Source organism: Nonomuraea antimicrobica (assembly GCF_039536965.1).
Classification (GTDB): domain Bacteria; phylum Actinomycetota; class Actinomycetes; order Streptosporangiales; family Streptosporangiaceae; genus Nonomuraea; species Nonomuraea antimicrobica.
Genome location: NZ_BAAAZP010000013.1, coordinates 67,124 through 85,768 on the forward strand (window position 1 = coordinate 67,124; position 18,645 = coordinate 85,768).

General features: G+C 71.6%; 19 protein-coding genes and 1 pseudogene. 15 read left to right on the forward strand and 5 right to left on the reverse strand.

The annotated features are described in order from the left end of the window. Positions 1–8 precede the first annotated feature (8 nt). Entirely contained in the window at positions 9–911 is a 903-nt protein-coding gene (locus ABD844_RS04880) for an aldo/keto reductase (protein WP_344873369.1), read from the forward strand. Between the two features lie 32 nt (positions 912–943). Next, positions 944–2,230: an SDR family oxidoreductase gene (locus ABD844_RS04885; protein ID WP_344873371.1), complete on the forward strand. Its 1,287-nt coding sequence runs from the start codon at positions 944–946 to the stop codon at positions 2,228–2,230. 7 nt (positions 2,231–2,237) lie between these two features. Here the strand turns inward: ABD844_RS04885 and ABD844_RS04890 are convergent, their stop codons facing one another. Beyond that, positions 2,238–3,800 (reverse strand): hypothetical protein, encoded by a 1,563-nt coding sequence (locus tag ABD844_RS04890; RefSeq protein ID WP_344873372.1) that lies wholly within the window; start codon positions 3,798–3,800, stop codon positions 2,238–2,240. A 279-nt stretch (positions 3,801–4,079) separates the two neighbouring features. On the opposite strand from ABD844_RS04890, the gene ABD844_RS04895 reads away from it, so the two are divergent. The 13 genes from ABD844_RS04895 to ABD844_RS04955 all read left to right on the forward strand — a co-directional run bounded on the left by ABD844_RS04895 (position 4,080) and on the right by ABD844_RS04955 (position 14,280). Beyond that, positions 4,080–4,589 (forward strand): SigE family RNA polymerase sigma factor, encoded by a 510-nt coding sequence (locus tag ABD844_RS04895; RefSeq protein WP_344873374.1) that lies wholly within the window; start codon positions 4,080–4,082, stop codon positions 4,587–4,589. After that, complete coding sequence (locus ABD844_RS04900; RefSeq protein ID WP_344873376.1) at positions 4,589–5,395, forward strand: hypothetical protein; 807 nt, start codon at positions 4,589–4,591, stop codon at positions 5,393–5,395. Before ABD844_RS04895 ends, ABD844_RS04900 begins: the two co-directional genes overlap by 1 nt. Before the next feature lie 42 nt (positions 5,396–5,437). After that, positions 5,438–6,298, forward strand: coding sequence for an SDR family NAD(P)-dependent oxidoreductase (locus ABD844_RS04905; protein WP_344873378.1), 861 nt, complete (start codon positions 5,438–5,440; stop codon positions 6,296–6,298). Between the two features lie 64 nt (positions 6,299–6,362). After that, positions 6,363–6,797: a hypothetical protein gene (locus tag ABD844_RS04910; protein ID WP_344873379.1), complete on the forward strand. Its 435-nt coding sequence runs from the start codon at positions 6,363–6,365 to the stop codon at positions 6,795–6,797. Positions 6,798–6,858: 61 nt separating this feature from the next. After that, entirely contained in the window at positions 6,859–7,185 is a 327-nt protein-coding gene (locus ABD844_RS04915) for a hypothetical protein (RefSeq protein ID WP_344873381.1), read from the forward strand. Positions 7,186–7,296: 111 nt separating this feature from the next. After that, positions 7,297–8,457 carry a protein kinase domain-containing protein gene (locus ABD844_RS04920; RefSeq protein WP_344873383.1) on the forward strand — a complete coding sequence of 387 codons (1,161 nt, stop codon included), beginning with the start codon at positions 7,297–7,299 and terminating at the stop codon, positions 8,455–8,457. A 295-nt stretch (positions 8,458–8,752) separates the two neighbouring features. Beyond that, on the forward strand, positions 8,753–9,433 hold the full coding sequence (locus ABD844_RS04925; RefSeq protein WP_344873385.1) for a glycosyltransferase family protein: 681 nt from the start codon (positions 8,753–8,755) through the stop codon (positions 9,431–9,433). A gap of 142 nt (positions 9,434–9,575) precedes the next feature. Then, complete coding sequence (locus tag ABD844_RS04930; RefSeq protein WP_344873387.1) at positions 9,576–10,562, forward strand: alpha/beta fold hydrolase; 987 nt, start codon at positions 9,576–9,578, stop codon at positions 10,560–10,562. Positions 10,563–10,814: 252 nt separating this feature from the next. After that, a complete protein-coding gene (locus ABD844_RS04935) occupies positions 10,815–11,228 on the forward strand; it encodes a TOBE domain-containing protein (protein ID WP_344873389.1) in 414 nt (137 codons plus the stop codon). Positions 11,229–11,239: 11 nt separating this feature from the next. Further along, positions 11,240–12,055, forward strand: coding sequence for a molybdate ABC transporter substrate-binding protein (modA, locus tag ABD844_RS04940; RefSeq protein ID WP_425568505.1), 816 nt, complete (start codon positions 11,240–11,242; stop codon positions 12,053–12,055). A gap of 6 nt (positions 12,056–12,061) precedes the next feature. Beyond that, on the forward strand, positions 12,062–12,925 hold the full coding sequence (locus tag ABD844_RS04945) for an ABC transporter permease (protein WP_425568506.1): 864 nt from the start codon (positions 12,062–12,064) through the stop codon (positions 12,923–12,925). A gap of 66 nt (positions 12,926–12,991) precedes the next feature. Further along, positions 12,992–14,023 carry an ABC transporter ATP-binding protein gene (locus ABD844_RS04950; RefSeq protein WP_344873391.1) on the forward strand — a complete coding sequence of 344 codons (1,032 nt, stop codon included), beginning with the start codon at positions 12,992–12,994 and terminating at the stop codon, positions 14,021–14,023. After that, positions 14,020–14,280 (forward strand): hypothetical protein, encoded by a 261-nt coding sequence (locus ABD844_RS04955; protein WP_344873392.1) that lies wholly within the window; start codon positions 14,020–14,022, stop codon positions 14,278–14,280. The genes ABD844_RS04950 and ABD844_RS04955 overlap by 4 nt, the downstream gene beginning before the upstream one ends. 18 nt (positions 14,281–14,298) lie before the next feature. Here ABD844_RS04955 and ABD844_RS04960 read toward each other — a convergent pair whose 3' ends face one another. The 4 genes and pseudogenes from ABD844_RS04960 to ABD844_RS04975 all read right to left on the reverse strand — a co-directional run. Then, positions 14,299–14,967 carry a response regulator gene (locus ABD844_RS04960; RefSeq protein WP_344873394.1) on the reverse strand — a complete coding sequence of 223 codons (669 nt, stop codon included), beginning with the start codon at positions 14,965–14,967 and terminating at the stop codon, positions 14,299–14,301. Beyond that, positions 14,964–17,501: a DUF4118 domain-containing protein gene (locus ABD844_RS04965; protein WP_344873396.1), complete on the reverse strand. Its 2,538-nt coding sequence runs from the start codon at positions 17,499–17,501 to the stop codon at positions 14,964–14,966. Before ABD844_RS04965 ends, ABD844_RS04960 begins: the two co-directional genes overlap by 4 nt. A gap of 1 nt (position 17,502) precedes the next feature. Next, positions 17,503–18,363 (reverse strand): potassium-transporting ATPase subunit C, encoded by an 861-nt coding sequence (locus tag ABD844_RS04970; RefSeq protein ID WP_344873398.1) that lies wholly within the window; start codon positions 18,361–18,363, stop codon positions 17,503–17,505. After that, a pseudogene (locus ABD844_RS04975) lies at positions 18,364–18,645 on the reverse strand (potassium-transporting ATPase subunit B); the annotation flags it as partial.

An 18,645-nucleotide genomic window follows, 5' to 3' on the forward strand; every position in this document is an offset into this window, starting at 1 on the left:
TGGTCGGGTTGGGGTGCAACAGCATCGGTGCGGGTCTCGACGCGACCCGGACCAGGGCGATGGTGGACGCGGCGATCGAGGAGGGCGTCACGCTCTTCGACACCGCCGAGTCGTACGGCGAACCCGCCGGCGCCTCCGAGGAACTCCTCGGTGCGGCGCTGGCCGGTCGCCGGGAAAAGGTGGTGCTGGCCACCAAGTTCGGCGGCCCCGGCCACCGCTCCGACGACGGGCGGGGCGAGGCACGCGGAGCGCCTGGCGGGCGGTCGTCCATCCGGCGGGCGGTGGAGGGGTCGCTGCGCCGCCTGCGTACCGACTACATCGACCTGTACCAGTACCACGTCCCGGACGGCGTCACCCCGATCGAGGAGACCCTGGCCGCCCTGACCGAGCTGGTCCGGGAGGGCAAGGTGCGCCACATCGGCAGCTCGAACGTCGCCGGCTGGCAGATCGCGGAGGCCGCGCAGTTGGCCCGCGCGGATGGCTCGGCGTCGTTCGTGTCCGTGCAGACCCACTGGTCGTTGCTGGAGCGCGGCGCCGAGCGCGAGGTGGTGCCGGCGGCCGTGCACCACGGGGTCGGTGTCCTGCCCTACTTCCCGCTGGCCCACGGCCTGTTGACGGGAAAGGTACGACGTGGGCAGGAGCCGCGGCCCGGGTCCCGGCTGGCGAGGCTGCCCCACCTCGTCACGCCGGAGAAGCTGGACCGGGTGGAGGCGCTGGCGTCGTGGGCCGACAAGCACGGCCGGTCGGTCCTGGAGGTGGCCATCGGCGCCCTGGCCGCGCTGCCCGGCTGCGGTTCGGTGATCGCCGGTGCGACCGGCCCTGAGCAGATCCGGGCCAATGCGGCCGCCGGCGATTGGGAGCCGACCGCCGAGGAACTGGCCGAGATCACCGCTCTCGTGCCGCTCGACTGACGGTTACTCCACCTAGCAATATCATCTGGTTTGTGCACGAGGATGATCTGCGGACGTGCCTGAGGGTGCTCTCTGAGCTGGCCGAGGCGCCCGATGGCGATCCCGATCTCGTACGTGTCCAGCACGCGGTCAGCGCCTTCACCAAGAGGACGCGTCAGAACGAGCGGGCCAGGAAGCGGCGGCGGCGCGCGGAGGAGGACGCGGTCGCGCTGGCCACCGGGACAGCTCCGATCACCACGACAGGTGCTCCCGTTGAAGGGGCCGCCGCATGGCCGCCTGCCCCGCCGGCCGCTTTGTCGCGCCGCATCCACGGGCTGACCAGGTGTTACGTCTGCAAGGCCCACTTCCGGGAGGTCGATGAGCACTACGACCGGCTCTGTCCGGTCTGTGCCGAGGAGAACAGGCGGCGGCGCACCGCCCGTACCGACCTCACCGGCAGGCGTGCCATCGTCACCGGCGGCCGGGTGAAGGCCGGGTTCGAGCTGGTGGTGAAGATGGTGCGGGACGGGGCCGCGGTGACCGCGCTCACCCGGTTCCCGCAGGACGCGCGCCGCCGCTTCGCCGCCGTGCCCGACTTCGGCGAGTGGTCCGACCGGCTCACCGTCACCGGTATGGACCTGCGTGACATCCCCTCGGTGGTGCGGTGGTGCGACGAGCAGGTGGCCGCGGGCGAGCCCCTGGACATCTTGGTGAACCTGGCCGCGCAGACCGTGCGCCCGCCCGCCTCCTCCTACGAGGAGCTGCTCGCGGGCGAGCACACGGCCGAGCTGACCATGGGGCAGGCGTCCCTGCCGGTGGGCGCCGTGGATGTCGCGGGCCTGCTCCCCGACCCCTCGCCGGACAACTCCTGGACCCGGCTGGTGCACGAGATCGACCCGGTGGAGCTGCTGGAGGTGCAGCTCATCAACGTGACCGCGCCGTTCCTGCTGCTCGGCAGGCTGCGCCCGCTGCTCGTGCGCTCGCCGTGCCCGCGCAGGTACGTGGTGAACGTCTCGGCCGCGGAGGGCCAGTTCGGCCGGGAGTACAAGGGGTCCGAGCACCCGCATACCAACATGGCCAAGGCCGCGCTCAACATGCTGACTCTCACCAGCGCCGTCGAGTTGGCGGCCACCGGGGTCTATCTCACCAGCGTGGACCCGGGCTGGTTCTCCGACCAGCACCCGGACCCGGATCGGCGGCGCAGGGCCGCCGCCGGATTCCGGCCGCCGCTGGACGCGGTCGACGCCGCCGCCCGCGTGTACGACCCGATCGTCCGTGGTGAGGCCGGCGATCCGCCGTACGGATGCCTGCTGAAGGACTACCGCGTCGCCCCCTGGTGAGGGTCGTTCAGACGGAGACCGCGCCCGCCGTGGCGAGCAGCTCGGGCAGGGTCCCGACGAAGCCCTCCTGGAGCAGCCGCAGCGCCACCATCCATGCCTCGGGACGCCCGCCGAGATGCCGGTGGACCAGCTCGGCCAGCCGGCGCAGAACCCGGGGATCGGGCAGGGCACCGGGCTGGGGCGCGAGCACGGCGTCGGGCGTGACCATGGACAGGACCTCGTCGGCGGTGAGTTCGCCGCGCCGCCGCAGCGCGGACGCCGCCACCTGGCCGTAGAGCGCTTCGGCGTCCCAATGGGGGCGTTCGCCCGGAGTCCGTAGGCGGCGGCGCGGGCCGAAGCCGGTCTCGTCGATGACGAACGGGCGCAGCGGCACGTCGCCGTCCCTGCCGAGCATCGTGCGTACCGCCGCCGTGCCGCGCAGGCCCGGCAGCCACAGCGACTCCGCGTACAGGTCGAGCGCCTCGGGCGGCAGCGCGGCGACGAGTTCCTCGGCGGTGAGCGTGCCGGCGAGCTGGCCGTTCCCCGCGACCTTCACCAGCGCGCCCGCGCCGACGATCGGAAGGCGGTCGCGGACCAGGGCGAGCAGCGCGGGCGACGGGCTGGGAACGAGCGGCGCGAGCTCCGGATGGTCGGCGATGGCCAGGAGCAGCAGCTCGTCAGGGAGGTCGGTGCGCTGGGCCATCAGCCTGGCCGCCCGGTAGGGCAGCGGCCCTTCGCGCCGTCGCCGCTCCGGCTCGCCGCCCAGCAGGGCGGGCCAGTCCACCCGGGGGATCGACGGGTGCCGCCGGTGGACGAGCGAGCGGACCAGCGTTTCGCCGTCGAACGGCGCGCAGGCGGCGGCGTCGGCCAGCTCGGCGACCGAACGCAGCCATTCGGGACGTCGTACGCGCTCGCTCAGCTCACGCAGCCGCGCCGCGCCCTCCTCACTGGCCAGGGCCGCACGCACGTACGCGCTCACGCTCGGCTCCGACCCGTCGGGACCCCAACTGACCTCGGGTAGCTTGCCGAGCCCCACCAGCTCGGCCAGCTCAGCGGTACGCCCCGCGTCCAGCAGCGTCCGGCACGCCCGGACCGCGCCGTGCGAATCCGCCCCCCTGCCGAGACTCCGGAGGGCCTCGGCCGCCGTGCCGGGGTCGGCCGCGTGGAGCAGCAGGCACTGGTGCCGCTGCGTGACCGCCTGATCTCGTACGTTCGAGGGAAGGGGCACCGGGGTGACGCCGTCGCGGCGGGACGTCTGGTGCGCGAGCTGCCTGAGCAGATTGCGCGGCATCCCCGCCAAAAGGAACAACTGGCCGTTGACCTGGGGGTCGTCCAGATCGAGTAACTGGCCGAGCAGGGACGTCGCGTGATCGAGCAGCGCGGCCGTGGGCGGGAGGCGCTTGTCGCCAGGACGGCGCAGCAAAGCCTCGGTGACGGGCCGGTTCAGCAGGCCGTAGCTGACGGAGGCTCCTTGGGCGAGCGGATCGCCGAGGAGCGGGTCCACCTCGTCCGGGGCGGCGAAGCGCAGCAGACCGGCGGCGCACGCGTAGATGTCGCGCGCCCTGACGAAGGTGACGGTCGTGGCATTCACGATTCGACACCGTAGGGGCTGAGATCATCCGGCGCCACCGGGCGTACGCGGTGGCAGGCCATCAGTGCACCCGGCGGGTGGCGACGGTGCGGCCGCGCAGGGCGTGCGCGCCGAGCTCGCCCCAAAGCCGGTCCACGCGTTCGCCGCTCCCGGTAGACGTTCATGTCCGTGGCCACGAACGCCCGACTGATGGAGCCGACAATTCTCCTTCGGCGCCACGCAACCTCCGAACCGCCTCGACGCATCTTCCTCGTGTGAAGCTAGCTTTCTTGGAGTCCGATGAGCCTCGATGAGGAGTACACCGCCTATGTGAGTGGGCGGCTGACGTGGTTGCGGCGGATCGCCTACCCGCTGTGCCAGGACTGGCACCGTGCCGACGACCTGGTGCAGACGGCGATCACCAGGTTGTACGTCAAGTGGCGCCAGGCGCGCGTGGCCGATGACCTCGACGCGTACGTCCGGGTGATCCTGGTCCGGGTCTTTCTCGCCGAGCAGCGCGGGGGCTGGTTCTCCCGGGTACGGCCGACGCCCACGCTGCCCCAGTCCTCGTTCGAGGGCAACGACCGCGACACGGCCATGGACCTGCACCGGGCACTGACCGCGGTACCGCCGCGCCAGCGCGTGACCCTCGTGCTGCGTTTTCACTGCGACCTGAGCGTCGAGCAGACCGCCCGCGCGCTGGGCTGCTCCACCGGGACGGTCAAGAGCCAGACCGCCCGCGGTTTGGCCACCCTGCGCTCGATACTCGGCGCGCAGGATGCTCATCTGGCGCACAAGGAGGAGTGCTGATGGACGCCGAGCACCTGTTCGACAGGCTGGCACACCAGGAACAGCCACCCACTTCGGTGGACGTCCGCCGGGCCATCGTCTCCGGAGGAGCGATACGCCGACGCCGCCGGGCAGGAGCGGCGGCTTCCGCGCTGGCGGCATGCACGGCCGTCATGGTGACCTGGCTCGTTCTTCCCCAGTCGGGGCAGCGCGATGGCGTGGCCGTTGCCGTGCCCACCGGTACCCCGGTCACCAGCACCACGCCCAGCGGGCCGTCCGCCGAGGCCGCGGCGGAGCCGACCGACGCCGGGTTCGAGAAGCTGAAGAAGAAGTATCCTCCCCTCGGGAAGATCGCCTCCATGCCCGAGATACCCATCTGGATGTGGCTGGGCCGGTGGTCGGCCGCCTCATCGGAAGGTCCCGTGTTGTGTTCGGCGCGGGACGGGGGCGGCGCCACCTGTGCCGGCTTCCCTCCCCTCGGCGCCAAGGAGTTCGCGCGCACGCAGGGCCGTACCACGGGCCCTCTGAACGAGCAGCAGGTGCGGGCCCTCCACCCCGATGCCACCGCGCGGCAACTGCGCGAGCTGATCGAAGAACAGCAGCGCCAGAACACCCTCGGCAGGATCTTCTTCGGCATCGCCAGAACCGAGGTCCACGGAATCACGGCCGTCACCACGGATGGGCGCGAGGTTCCCGCAAGCATCGCGCGAGACGCCGGAGCGGGGCTCGGGGTGTGGGCCGTGCGGCTTCCTGTCGGCGTCACGACGGAATCGCTGATCGTCACCGACGCCGGCGGAAAGACTCTCCAGCGGATCCGCGGCGGGTGACGGGTTGCGTTCGAGCGCGCTCAAAGGCATAGCGTCCCCGGCATGACGACACAGACCTGGATCATCACCGGCGCGTCCCGCGGTTTCGGGCGCGCACTTGCGGAGTCGGCGCTGGCGGCGGGCGACCGCGTGGTGGCCGCGGTGCGCAGGCCCGAGAGCGTGGCAGACCTGGAGGCCGCCTACCCTGACAGCTTCATGGCCGTGAAGTTCGACGTCCGTGACGTCGCCGCGGCCCCCGTCCTCGTGCGCGACACCCTGGAGCGTTTCGGCCGGCTCGACGTGCTGGTCAACAACGCGGGCCGGGCCGTGGTCGGAGCGGTCGAGGAGATCGGCGACGCGCAGCTACGGGAGTTGATGGATCTGCACCTGTTCGGTCCCGCCGCGCTCGTCCGCGCCGCGCTGCCGGGGATGCGTGAGCAGGGTGCCGGGACAATCGTGCAGATGAGCAGCCAGGGCGGGCGGATGTCGTTCCCCGGGGTGTCGGCCTACTCCGCGTCGAAGTTCGCCCTCGAAGGCTGGTCGGAGTCCCTGGCCGGGGAGGTCGCGCCGTTCGGGATCCGGGTGATGCTCGTTGAGCCGAGCCGGTTCCGTACCGACTTCCACGCCGCCGACGTGCTGGAGTTCGCCGAGGTGTCCGCGACCTACCGGGACATCCTGGCCGCCGTACGCGCGGACATGGCCGGGGTCGACGGCCGCCAGGAAGGCGACCCGGCGCGGGCTGCAGAGACCATCGTGTCCCTCGTACACGGTGACGAGGTGCCGCTGCGACTGCCGCTCGGGAGCGAGGCGGTGGAGCGGATCTCGGGCGTGTACCGGCGGGGCCTGGAGGAGGTCGAGCGGTGGGCCGAGACAGCCCGTGGCGCCGACTTCGAGGGGGTCGCCCCGTCCGTCCGGCCGGTCTAGCCGGGCCGCCCGCCATGGCGCATGGCGAGCTGGGGGCGCTGGATCATGAGCATCTAGTTACATCGTGAGCACGCTGGGTGAAGCTCGTGCCATGATTGGGCCGCATGCCGTCGATGTGGAAGGAGCCTTCATGCAGCGCGCAGCACAACGGGTTTCCCTCGCCCTTGCCGCCGCGGGTGTCGCACTGGCCTCGGTCGTACCGGCCGCCGCCGATGCCGGTCGAGCTCCTACGCCGAACGACGGCGTGTGCGCTGTCCTCGAGCGTCCCTACTGGCCTCCGAAACGACTTGCCGAGACCTGCGAGCAATGCAACCGGTTCGGACATGAGGGAGCGCTGAGCGGCGAATGGCAACAATGGAAATGTTCGCTGGACCCTGACCTCAACGTCTGGGAACTCTATACGTGGAACGACGCCTGCCCCAGATGCCGCACCTACCGCCCCGGCAGTGTCTTGGGTGAGCCTGCCGAAACGGACGGCGGGCTTCAGTTCAACCCCTAGCCTCCCCGGCCGCCGAGGACAGGCGCTGTCGTGCGCCGGCGGAGCTCAGGTTGGACGGGGAGTGGCGGACAAGCCGCTCCGGGTTTTCCTGCACGAGGTGCATGCCGGGTTCATCTCCGGGATGGGGGCCGGATACGGCCCGACGCGGCCCGCGTACATGGAGACTCTCGCCGACCTGAGCGGCCTCCCTGACGACGACCTCGATGAGGAGGATGAGCTGATCGCGTCCACCCGGCTGCTCGTCATCGCCACTGACGGCGGACACCTGCAGTACTGTCTCTCCTCGGATCTCGCGCCAGGGCAGGTCGCGCTCGCGTACGAGGGCGACATCGATCCCCAGGACCTCGCCCTCCGCCTTGACGCCCTCATGCTGTCGCGTCTGGAGTAAGCCGTTTGGAGTAGGCCGTCGGGAGTAGGCAAGGTGAGCCAGGTCGGCTGCCGGTTGTCATAAGGTGCCGTGTGCCACCTGTTGATCGACCGACGGAGGAGGAACCCGGCAATGGGCGGCGGGGAGCTGATCGCGGGCCGTTACGAGCTGGTCAAACGGCTCGGCCGGGGCGGCATGGGCGAGGTGTGGGCCGCCCGGGACCACGTCCTGCACCGTGACGTCGCTCTGAAGTTCCTCTCCGTGGACGAGGGAGCCTTACCGGAGCTGACCCGGCGCTTCGAACGCGAGGCGGTGGCGGCCGCGCAGATCAACCATCCGAACGTGGTCGCGCTGCACGATCGCGGTGTGCACGAGGACGTGCTCTTCCTCGTCATGGAGAAGGTCGACGGCATCCCGCTCAGCGAACGAATGCGCGGCCAGACGTCCATGGCGGCGGACGACGCGCTGGCGATCGCCGAGGGGATCTGCGCCGCGTTGATCGCCGCGCATGAGGCCGGGGTCGTCCACTACGACATCAAGCCGCACAATGTGATGCTCACGCGCGACGGCCGGGTGAAGGTCGTCGACTTCGGGATCGCCGGGTTCCTCCAGACCGTGTTCACCGTGGCGCGGTCCGCCCAGTTGGCGCCGGCCGGCACCCCGGAGTACGGCGCGCCCGAGCAGTTCCTCACCGAGCGCGGCGACGAACGCTCGGATCTGTACGCGCTCGGCGGCGTGCTGTTCGCCCTGCTCACCGGCCGGCCTCCGTTCACCGGCCACAACGCCCTGGCCCTCGTCCGCCGGAAGCTGGACGAAGCCGCGCCGCGCCTCGACTCGATCCACCCCGACACCGCTCTGCCGCCCGCGCTGACGGCGCTCGTTGCCGAGCTCCTGGATCGAGATCCCGCGCGACGCCCTCCGACGGCGCAGCACGTGTACGACCGCCTCACCCGCCTCCGGGCAGCCCTGGACGGCAGGCACCTGTCCGACCGGGAGCTGGAAGCCTACGGCATGGCCAGGGACGCCGAGGGCGACTACTCGGTCTCCCGGCCGGGGCTGCACGACTTCAAGACGCCCCAGCAGGGTGCGGCCACCTCCGTCTGGTGTGCCGCCAGCACCGCGCTCGACGGGCTGGGCGGGGTGTACTGCGTCGACTGCGACATCGCGGAGATCGTCACACCGGGCGTGCCGGGGCGTACGGGCGTCGCCTCCCACGCCTGCGACCCGGCCCTCGCCAAGCGCCTGTGGCAGCTCAGCGAGGATCTCACGGGCGCGGCTCTTCCTGCCTCATAACGGTCTCCGCGCCGTCCGTGGTGACTGGCGTTTCACTCCAGTTCGGCGAGAGCGCAGGATCAGGTCGGCGTGGCAGGCCGGTACGGCCGGCGCGCCGAGCGCATGGGCGGCCAATAGGCTTCTTCCCGCGGAGCCATGGCCAACCCCCGCCAGGCGGGCGCTCAAGATCGCTGTCGTCGAGGTGTCCGACGCCGCCTTTCCGGCCGACCGGACAGAGCAGGAGTTCGTAGCCCCGCTGGAGCGCCGGCCACAATGAGGCACCATCCGCAGATCGATCCGGCCCGTCGAAGGTGAGGTGACCGTCGCGGCCAGCGGGTGCGGTGACGCGACCGCCGACCTCGCGAAGCAGGCCGGCGCGCAGGTCGTCGAAACCGCCGTCGGGAAGGGCAACGCCATCGCGGACGGGGTCCGCTCGACGTCGGCCGACATCATCTGCCTGATGGACGGAGACCTGCGCTACTACGGTGAGGTTCCGTTGGCCGCGCAGTCGGTGGCGCCGATCCTGCGCAACCTGGCGGAGGTCACGATCTCGAACCTCTATTGGCGTCCCCTCTATCCGCAGCTTTGGCAGTACGGATTCTTCGCCCCGCTGGCCGGCCGCCTGTTCCCGGAGATTCTTCCCAAGGTCGGCACCACTCCATGGTCCGGGCAACGGGCGGCACTTCGCGGCCTCTGGCCCGAGACGCTTCCGGACGGCTTCACCGCCGACCTCGCCCGCCTCCTGCACTGGAACGACGACGCGAACGTGCGGATGAGGCCCGTGCTCGCCGACGACTGGACCAATCCCCAGCGCCCGAAGCCCGAACTGCTGCACCAGGAGATCGAAACACTCGTGAGCAGCGCGGGCGCATTACCGCCGAGCACCTTCCCGAGTTGGAAAACTGGTTCACGGCTGTGCACCGGCACATGGCGACCTATCGCCCGGGCGTCGACGACCCCCAGCGCTTCGAGGCGGACCTCCTTGACACGTCCCTGACTCTGCTGGCGCAGGCTTTGCGCTGATCAGGTGGTTCTGCTGACCGCCGCCTCCGGCGGGGTCGCACCGAGTGGTACTAGGTAGCGGCTTGTGCCTGCCCGGAGACGTGGCGGGATCGGGCTCGCTTGGTTGGGTGGAGGTCGTGCGCCTTCTCACGCGATCACTCGCCGCCGTTGCCGTCACCGCCGGAGCGCTGGGACTCGCCAGCGCCGCCTACCAGACCTGGGGCTCGACCCGCGACCGGCGGCGCTACCCACCGCCAGGACGCATGATCGACGTCGGCGGCCGGAGGATTCACCTCTGGATCGAGGGTGCGGGCGATCCGGCGGTGGTGGTCGTTCCCGCGCTCGGTGAGTCGTGTCTCGACTTCGCCGCGCTCCTGCCCGCGCTGGCCGCCGAGACCAGGACGGTGGTCTTCGACCGGGCGGGGCTCGGCTGGAGCGACCCGGTACGCAAGCCGATGGCGCAGCTCGACGCCGCCGACGACCTGCGCACCGCGCTGCACCAGGCCGGGGTGGAGCCTCCGTACGTGCTGGTGGGGCACTCGATGGGTGGATACGTGCTGCGGCTGTTCGCCGCCGCGTATCCCGGTGAGGTGGCCGGGCTGGTGTTCGTCGACTCCAGCCATCCTGAGCAGCATCGGATCCCCGGCTATCACTGGAAGACGGTCAGGTACGCGGCGGCGCGACGCGCCAGATGGTTCGGCGTACGCCGCCTGCTCGTGGACCTCGGCCTGCCCTCACCCAGGTCGAGCGCCGTGCCCGCCGAGTACGCGGCGGCGTGGACCGCGCTGAGGCTGGGCGACCGGCAGCGGCGCACCTCGTGGTGGGAGCTGGCGCTGCGGGCGCAGATCGCCGCCGCCGTGGGGGAGCGCACCGGGCCGCTCGGCAGCACCCCGGTCACGGTGCTGACGTGCAGCAAGAACGATCCGTACGCGACCACCCGCAAGGAACGCGCGCTCCTGCGACAGCACCTCCAGTCGTGGTACCCGCTCCAGGCGGACCTGGCGGCGTTGTCGACGGACAGCAAGCACGTGGTCGCCCGGCGGGCCGGCCACTACATCCACCATCACGAGCCGGAGCTGGTGGTGGAGGCCATCCTGGACATGGTGCGCAGAGTTCGCCCGTAGGGCGTGGCGCGGTGCTGCTGGTCCGGCACGTCCCCGACACTCGTGAGGCGGCGTCGTCCGGCCGCTTCGACGTGGCCGGGGCCGAGCCGGCGGCGGTGCGGACGGCAGGGGGACGTCGTCATTGATTCCTTTGTGGCGCGCGCTCATGGCCTGCGATCTCGTGGATGCGATGGCGAAGCCGGAGATCACATCGCTGTTGCGGAGGGAGACAGGTATTCAGGGTGGAAAGTGCGGAAGGTAGGGTGAGGGCTTGTGACGATGTTTCGGATCAGCGAGGCCGCGGGGCTGCTCGGGGTCAGCTCCGACACCGTCCGCCGATGGGTGGACGCGGGCCGGCTGGGCGCCGAGCGGGACGAGCACGGCCACCGGCGGGTCAACGGCGCCGATCTGGCCGCCTTCGCCCGCTCGCAGATCGAGGAGCACGACGGCGGCGGCCGTTCGTCGGCGCGTAACCGATTTCGCGGCATCGTCACCGAAGTGATCCGCGACGCGGTGATGGCACAGGTGGAGATCACCGCGGGCCCGTTCCGGGTGGTGTCGCTGATGAGCCGCCAGGCCGCGGACGAGTTGGGCCTGGAGGTGGGAGTGGTCGCGGACGCCGTGATCAAGTCCACCAACGTCGTCGTGGAGATTCCCGGTCACGAGCGCGTGACCAGTCACTCGTGAGGAGCCCCCCCTTGGTGTTCAGGCGTCTTTCCCGATGGGCGATCGCCCTGCCCGTCGCGCTCGCGCTGGCGGGCCTGTCCGGTTGCGGCTCCGGCGAACCGGCCGCTTCCACAGCCACGACCTCCGCCTCGTCCTCGGCGTCCGCCGACGGCGGGGCCAAGGAGGTGACGGTGTTCGCTGCGGCGTCGCTGACCGAGACGTTCACCGAGCTGGGCAAGACCTTCGAGGCCGCGCATCCGGGCACGACGGTCAGGTTCAACTTCGGCTCCAGCGCCACCCTGGCCCAGCAGATCACCCAGGGGGCCCCGGCCGACGTGTTCGCCGCGGCGAGCCCGGCCACCATGAAGACCGTCACCGACGCCTCGCTCGCGGGTTCGCCGACCACGTTCGTGCGCAACAAGCTGCAGATCGCCGTGCCGCAGGACAACCCGGCCAAGGTCGACGAGCTGAAGGACCTGACCGACACCAAGGTCAAGGTGGCGCTCTGCGCCGAGCAGGTGCCCTGCGGGGCCGCCGCGGTCAAGGCGCTGGACGCGGCCGGGCTCAAGGTCACCCCGGTCACCCTGGAGCAGGACGTCAAGGCCACGCTGACCAAGGTGGAGCTGGGCGAGGTGGACGCGGCGCTGGTCTACAAGACCGACGTGATCGCCGCGGCGGGCAAGGTGCAGGGCATCACGTTCCCGGAGGCCGACCAGGCGATCAACGACTACCCGATCGCCACCCTGACGCAGGCCCCGGCCGGTGATCTGGCCAAGCAGTTCATGGACCTGGTGCTGTCGCCGCAGGGCAAGGACGTGCTGGCCAAGGCCGGCTTCGAGGCCGCCTGATCGCGGATGGGCTCGTTCGCGCCGGAGCGGGTCGGCCCGGAGGGTCCGCGTGGCGGGCCCGCCGGGCGTCCCGCCACGGGCCGGGAGGTCTCAGGGCGGCTGCCGTGGATGCTGGTCGTGCCCGCGCTGGCGGGGCTGGCCTTCCTGGTGCTGCCGCTGGCGGGGCTGCTGATCCGGGCGCCCTGGTCCACGCTGCTGGAGCGGCTGGCCGAGCCGCACGTGCTGGAGGCGTTGCGGCTGTCGCTGGTGTGCGCCACCATCGCCACCGCGGTGTGCCTGGTGCTCGGCGTCCCGCTGGCGTGGCTGCTGGCCCGGGTGGAGTTCCCCGGCCGGCGCCTGGTGCGCGCCCTGGTCACCGTGCCGCTGGTGCTGCCGCCCGTGGTCGGCGGTGTGGCGCTGCTGCTGGTGCTGGGCCGGCGCGGGCTCGTCGGGCAGTGGCTTGAGGCCACGTTCGGGATCACGCTGCCGTTCACCACGGCGGGCGTGATCGTCGCCGAGGCGTTCGTCGCGATGCCCTTCCTGGTGATCAGCGTGGAGGGGGCGCTGCGCGCCGCCGACCGGCGCTTCGAGGAGGCCGCCGCGACGCTCGGCGCCTCGCGCTGGACGGTGTTCCGGCGGGTGACGCTGCCGATGGTCATGCCGGGCGTGGTGGCGGGGGGTGTGCTGTGCTGGGCGCGGGCGCTGGGCGAGTTCGGTGCCACGATCACGTTCGCGGGCAACTTCCCCGGCACCACCCGCACCATGCCCCTGGCCGTCTACCTGGCGCTGGAGACCGAGCCGGAGGCCGCCATCGTGCTCAGCCTCGTCCTGCTCGCCGTATCGGTGATCATTCTGGCCAGCCTCCGTGACCGGTGGGTGAGCGCGCCATGACCCTTCTCCGCGATCGGTGGGTGAGCGCACCGTGACCTTTCTCCGTGACCGGTGGGTGAGCGCGCCGTGAGCCTCGAGGCCCGGTTGCTGGTCACCCGGCCCGCCTTCACCCTCGACCTCGCGCTCGAGGTCCGGCCGGGCGAGGTGGTGGCGCTGCTCGGCCCCAACGGCGCCGGCAAGACCACCGCCCTGCGCGCACTGGCTGGGCTGACCTCCCTGTCGGGCGGGCACATCAGCCTGCACGGCGCCCCGCTGCACACCCTGCCCGCCGAGAGCCGCCCGATCGGCATGGTCTTCCAGGACTACCTGCTCTTCCCGCACCTGACGGCGCTCGACAACGTCGCCTTCGGGCCGCGCTGCCAGGGCGTGCCCAAGGCCGAGGCCCGCGCCGTCGCCGCCGCACTGCTGGAGCGCGTCGGCCTGGCTGAGCGCGCCGCCGCCAGGCCACGGCAGTTGTCCGGCGGCCAGGCCCAGCGGGTCGCGCTCGCCCGCGCGCTGGCCGTACGGCCCGAGCTGCTGCTCCTGGACGAGCCGTTGGCCGCGCTCGACGCCCACACCCGGCTGGAGATCCGCTCGCATCTGCGCCGCCACCTGGCCGACTTCGACGGCGTCACCGTCCTGGTCACCCACGACCCGCTCGACGCCATGGTGCTGGCCGACCGGCTGATCGTCATCGAGAACGGCACGATGGTCCAGCAGGGCACCCCGGTGGAGGTCGCCCGCCGGCCCCGTACTGACTACGTCGCCCGGCTCGTCGGGCTCAACCTGTATCGCGGGGTGGCCGACGGGGCCCGGGTCAAGGTGGGTGAGCTGCTGCTGCACACCTCCGAGCACCTCGACGGGGCCGCGTTCGTCGCCTTCCCGCCCGCCGCCGTGGCGCTGTACCGGGAGCGTCCCGACGGCAGCCCGCGCAACCTCTGGCAGGCGCGGGTCGACGGCATCGAACGGCACGGCGACAACGTCCGCGTCCACCTCGACGGACCCGTCGCCGCCTTCGCCGACATCACCCCCGCCGCCGTCGCCGACCTCGACCTGACCCCCGGCCGCCAGGTCTGGGCCTCGGTCAAGGCCACCGAGACCCACGCCTACCCCGCATGAACGCCGGAGAGGCCCGCGCCGGCCACGACTGCAACGCCATCTGTCTCGGCGGCCCCTGCCACGGCCTGCTCACCCACATCGACCAGGACATCGGCATCTTGACCGTCCCCGTGCCGTGCCGCGCGCCCGACCAGCCCCAGGCGCACGCCCGCTACCGCATCACCAGGGAGCGCGTGCGCTACTGCGGCCAGGCCGAGCCGTACGTCGCCCTGCACTGGGCCGACCCGCCCCGCTCGTGCGGCGGCCCCGACTCCTGACCGGTGGCCGACAGAGGGTCATGGGGTGTAGCGGTAGCCCATTCCGGGTTCGGTGATCAGGTGCCGCGGGCGGGCGGGGTCGCGTTCGAGCTTCTTGCGGAGCTGGGCCATGTACTGGCGCAGGTAGTGGGTCTCCTTGACGTGCTTGCTGCCCCAGACCTCGGTCAGCAGGTAGCGCTGGGGGATGAGCTTGCCGGGGTTGCGCAGCAGGATCTCCAGGATGTGCCATTCGGTGGGGGTGAGCCGCAGCCCGCCGGAGACGGTCTTGCTGACCAGGTCGACGGTGTGGTCGCCGAGCTGGATGCTGGCCAGCTCGGCCTCCTGGATGCTGGCGCGGCGGGAGACGGCGCGGATGCGGGCCAGGAACTCCTCGATGCCGAACGGCTTGGTCACGTAGTCGTCGGCGCCGGCGTCCAGGGCGTGGATCTTGTCCTGGTTGCCGGCCCGGCCGGACAGCACGACGATGGGGACCCTGGTCCAGCCGCGCAGGCCGTGGATGACGTCGATGCCGTCGATGTCGGGCAGCCCGAGGTCGAGCACGACCAGGTCGGGGTGCCACTCGGCGGCCTGACGCAGCGCGGCCGAGCCGTCGACGGCGACCGCGACGTCGTACTGGCGGGCGGACAGGTTGATGCGCAGCGCGCGCAGGATCTGCGGTTCGTCGTCGACGACGAGGACCTTGGTCATGGTGTCACCACCCTGGAGTGGACCGGCATGCTGACGATCATCGTGAGACCTCCCCCTGGTGTCTCCTCGGGTACGAGAGTGCCGCCCATGGCCTCGGTGAGCCCGCGGGAGAGGGCCAGGCCGAGGCCGACGCCGGTGCCGTTGTCGCGGTCACCGAGCCGCTGGAAGGGCAGGAAGACCCGCTCGTGGTCCTCGGGCGGGATGCCGGGGCCGCGGTCGATCACCCGGAGCTCCACCTCGTCGTCGTGGCGGCTGCCGGTGATCAGCACCTGGTGGCCGGGCGGGCTGTAGCGGACGGCGTTGGTCATGAGGTTGACCAGCACGCGTTCCAGCAGCGCCGGGTCGGCGACGATGTCGGGCAGGTCGACGGAGATGTCGCCCTCGACGCGGTCGCGCAGGGCTCCGAGGTCGTCGATCGCCCGGGGCACGACCTCTTCCAGTGCGACGGGTTCGAGCGCCAGGCCGAGGACGCCGGCCTGCAGGCGGCTCATGTCGAGCAGGTTCTCCACCAGGCGGTCCAGCCGGATCAGGGATTCGTCGGCGGTGGCGAGCAGCTCGTCCCGGTCCTCGGGCGTCCAGGTGATGTCGTGGTTGCGCAGGCTCTCGACGGCGGCCTTGGCGGCCGACAGCGGGGTGCGCAGGTCGTGGCTGACGGCGGCGAGCAGCGCGGTACGCATCCTGTCGGCCTTGGCCAGGGGTTTGGCGCGTTCCGCCTCCTCCTGAAGACGTTCCTGGCGCAGCGCGACGGCGGCCTCGGCGGCGAAGGCCTCGAGCACCCGCCGGTCGCTGGCGTCCATCAGCCGGCCGCGGGCGGCGAGCACCAGGTCGTCGCTGATCACCACGTCGGTGTCCGCGGCGGCGGGCGCGGTGCAGGGGGCGGCGCCCGAGGTGGCGATGATGCGCCAGGACTCGGGCTCGGCCTGGTCGTCCGGGGTCGGCTCGCCGGTGCGTTCGAGCAGGGTGACCGAGTCGAGCCCGAACGTCTCGCGCAGCCGTGCCAGCAGCGAGGGCAGGGCCGCCTCGCCGCGCAGCACGTGCCCGGCCAGCGTGGACAGCACCTCGGCGTCGGCACTCGCGCGGGCGGCCTGACGGGTACGCCGGGCCGCCACCGCCACGATCGTGCTCACCGCCACCGCGACCAGGACGAACACGATCAACGCGAGCAGGTTCTCCGGATCGGCGATGGTCAGTTGCCCGACGGGCGGCGTGAAGAACCAGTTGAGCAGCAGCGACCCGCCCACGGCCGCGACGATCGCCGGCCACATGCCGCCGATCAGCGCCACGCCCACGACCAGGCACAGGAACAGCAGGATCTCGCTGGGGAGCTGCAGCACGTCGCGGAACGGCACGAGCGCGGCGGTCAGCGCCGGCATGCCGGCCACCGCCACGGCCCAGCCGGCCAGCCGCCGTTTGCGGGTCAGCGCGGCCCGGGAGCGCTCGGGCCGCCGCCGTCCCTTCTTGGCCTCCTCGTGGGTGACGAGGTGCACGTCGATCGAGCCGGACCTGGCCGTGGTCTCGACTCCGACGCCGCGCGAGATGATCTGGGCGAAGCGGCCCCTGCGGGAGGCGCCGAGGACGAGTTGGGTGGCGTTGACGCCGCGGGCGAAGTCGAGCAGTGCGCGCGGGATGTCGTCGCCGACGACCTGGTGGTAGGTGCCGCCCATGCTCTCCGCGAGCGTGCGCTGGCGGGCCAGGTTGGCCGGGTCGGCCCCGGCCAGCCCGTCGGCGCTCGTCACATGGACGGCCAGGAGGTCGGCGCCCTTGGTGCGGGCGGCGATGCGGGCGGCCCTGCGTACCAGGGTGTCGCCTTCCGGGCCGCCGGTGAGGGCGACGACCACGCGTTCGCGGGTCTCCCAGGTGGTGGCGATGCCGTGTTCGGCGCGGTAGCGGTCGAGCTGGTCGTCCACCCTCCCCGCGACCCAGAGCAGGGCCAGCTCGCGCAGGGCGGTGAGGTTGCCGACGCGGAAGTAGTTCGCCATGGCCGCGCTGACCTTTTCCGGGGCGTAGACGTTGCCGTGCGCCATGCGACGGCGCAGGGCCTCCGGCGACATGTCCACCAGCTCGATCTGGTCGGCCCGCCTGACCACCTCGTCGGGTACGGTCTCCCGCTGCGGGACGCCGGTGATCTCCTGGACGACGTCGTTGACCGATTCCAGGTGCTGGATGTTGACGGTGGAGATGACGTCGATCCCGGCGTCGAGGATCTCGTCGATGTCCTGCCAGCGCTTGACGTTCTTGGAGCCGGGGACGTTGGTGTGGGCCAGTTCGTCGATCAGCGCCACTTTGGGTGCGCGCCGGATGACGGCTTCGACGTCGAGTTCGGTGAAGGTGGCCCCGCGGTAGACGATGGTCTGGCGGGGGATCAGCTCCGTGCCCTCCAGGAGGGCGGCGGTGCGGGGGCGGCCGTGGGTCTCGACGAAGCCCACGACCACGTCCCGGCCGCGTTCGAGGGCGCGGCGGCCCTCGCCGAGCATCGCGTACGTCTTTCCGACCCCGGGCGCCGCCCCGAGGTAGACCCGCAGCCGCCCTCGCACGTCAGCCTCTGTCGAGGGCCAGGTTGAGTTCGAGCACGTTCACGGCGGGCTCGCCCATGAAGCCGAGCGCCCGGCCGGTGGTGTACTCGTCGATCAACGACTGGACCCGCTCGACGGGCAGGCCGCGTTCCCTGGCCACCCGGGGCGCCTGGAGCTCGGCGTAGGCCACGGAGATGTGCGGGTCGAGGCCGGAGCCGCTGGCCGTGACCGCGTCGGCGGGGACCGCGGGCGTCCCCGCGTTCCCGCGGACTGGGACGGTACGGCCCGCGGCGTAGTCCTCGCCCGGCTTGCCGCACTCGACCGGCCTGCCGTCATAGGTCGCGACGAACGGGACGGCCGGGCACGCCTGGTTGACGCTGACGGCGCGGTCGGGGAAGACCTTCAGCACTGCGCCGACCCCGTCGGGGGTGCAGTACGGCCGGGCGCCGCTGACGCCCTCCAATTCACCGACCGCCTTCGAGCGGGCGCAGACCTGGGTGAGCAGCGACTGCTTGCCCTCGTCCGGGTTGCCCTCCTCGTCCTTGGCGCCGGGCACCGGCAGCACGTCCAGGACGTCCTCGGGGCCGAGATTGCTGGCGCTGGTGGAGGTCGGGTCGTAGCCGTCACCGGCCGCCGACGGGCGGGACTGGAAGTACGTCCTGACCGGGTTGCCGTCGGCGTCGGTGAAGGACTGGCCGATGAGCGAGCTGCCCACGTCTTTCCCGTCCTTCTGGACGATCGAGCCGTTGGCGTGGTCGTTGAACAGCGCCTGGGCGACGCCGGTGGTGACCAGCGGATAGATCAGGCCGAGCAGCACGGTCAGGACGACGACCGCACGCAGCGCGGCGAGGTGCTGGCGGACCCAGCTTGGCAGGCGTTCCATTTATGACATCCCCGGAAGGAACTGGATCAGCAGGTCGATGATTTTGATGCCGATGAACGGGGCGATGATGCCGCCCAGCCCGTAGACGTACAGGTTGCGCGACAGCAGCTTCGAGGCGCTGGACGGGCGGTACCTGACGCCGCGCAGCGCCAGCGGGATCAGCGCGACGATGACCACCGCGTTGAAGATCACCGCGGCCAGGATCGCGGACTGAGGGCTGGCCAGGCGCATGACGTTGAGGGCGTCGAGGCCCGGGTAGACGGCGGCGAACATGGCCGGGAT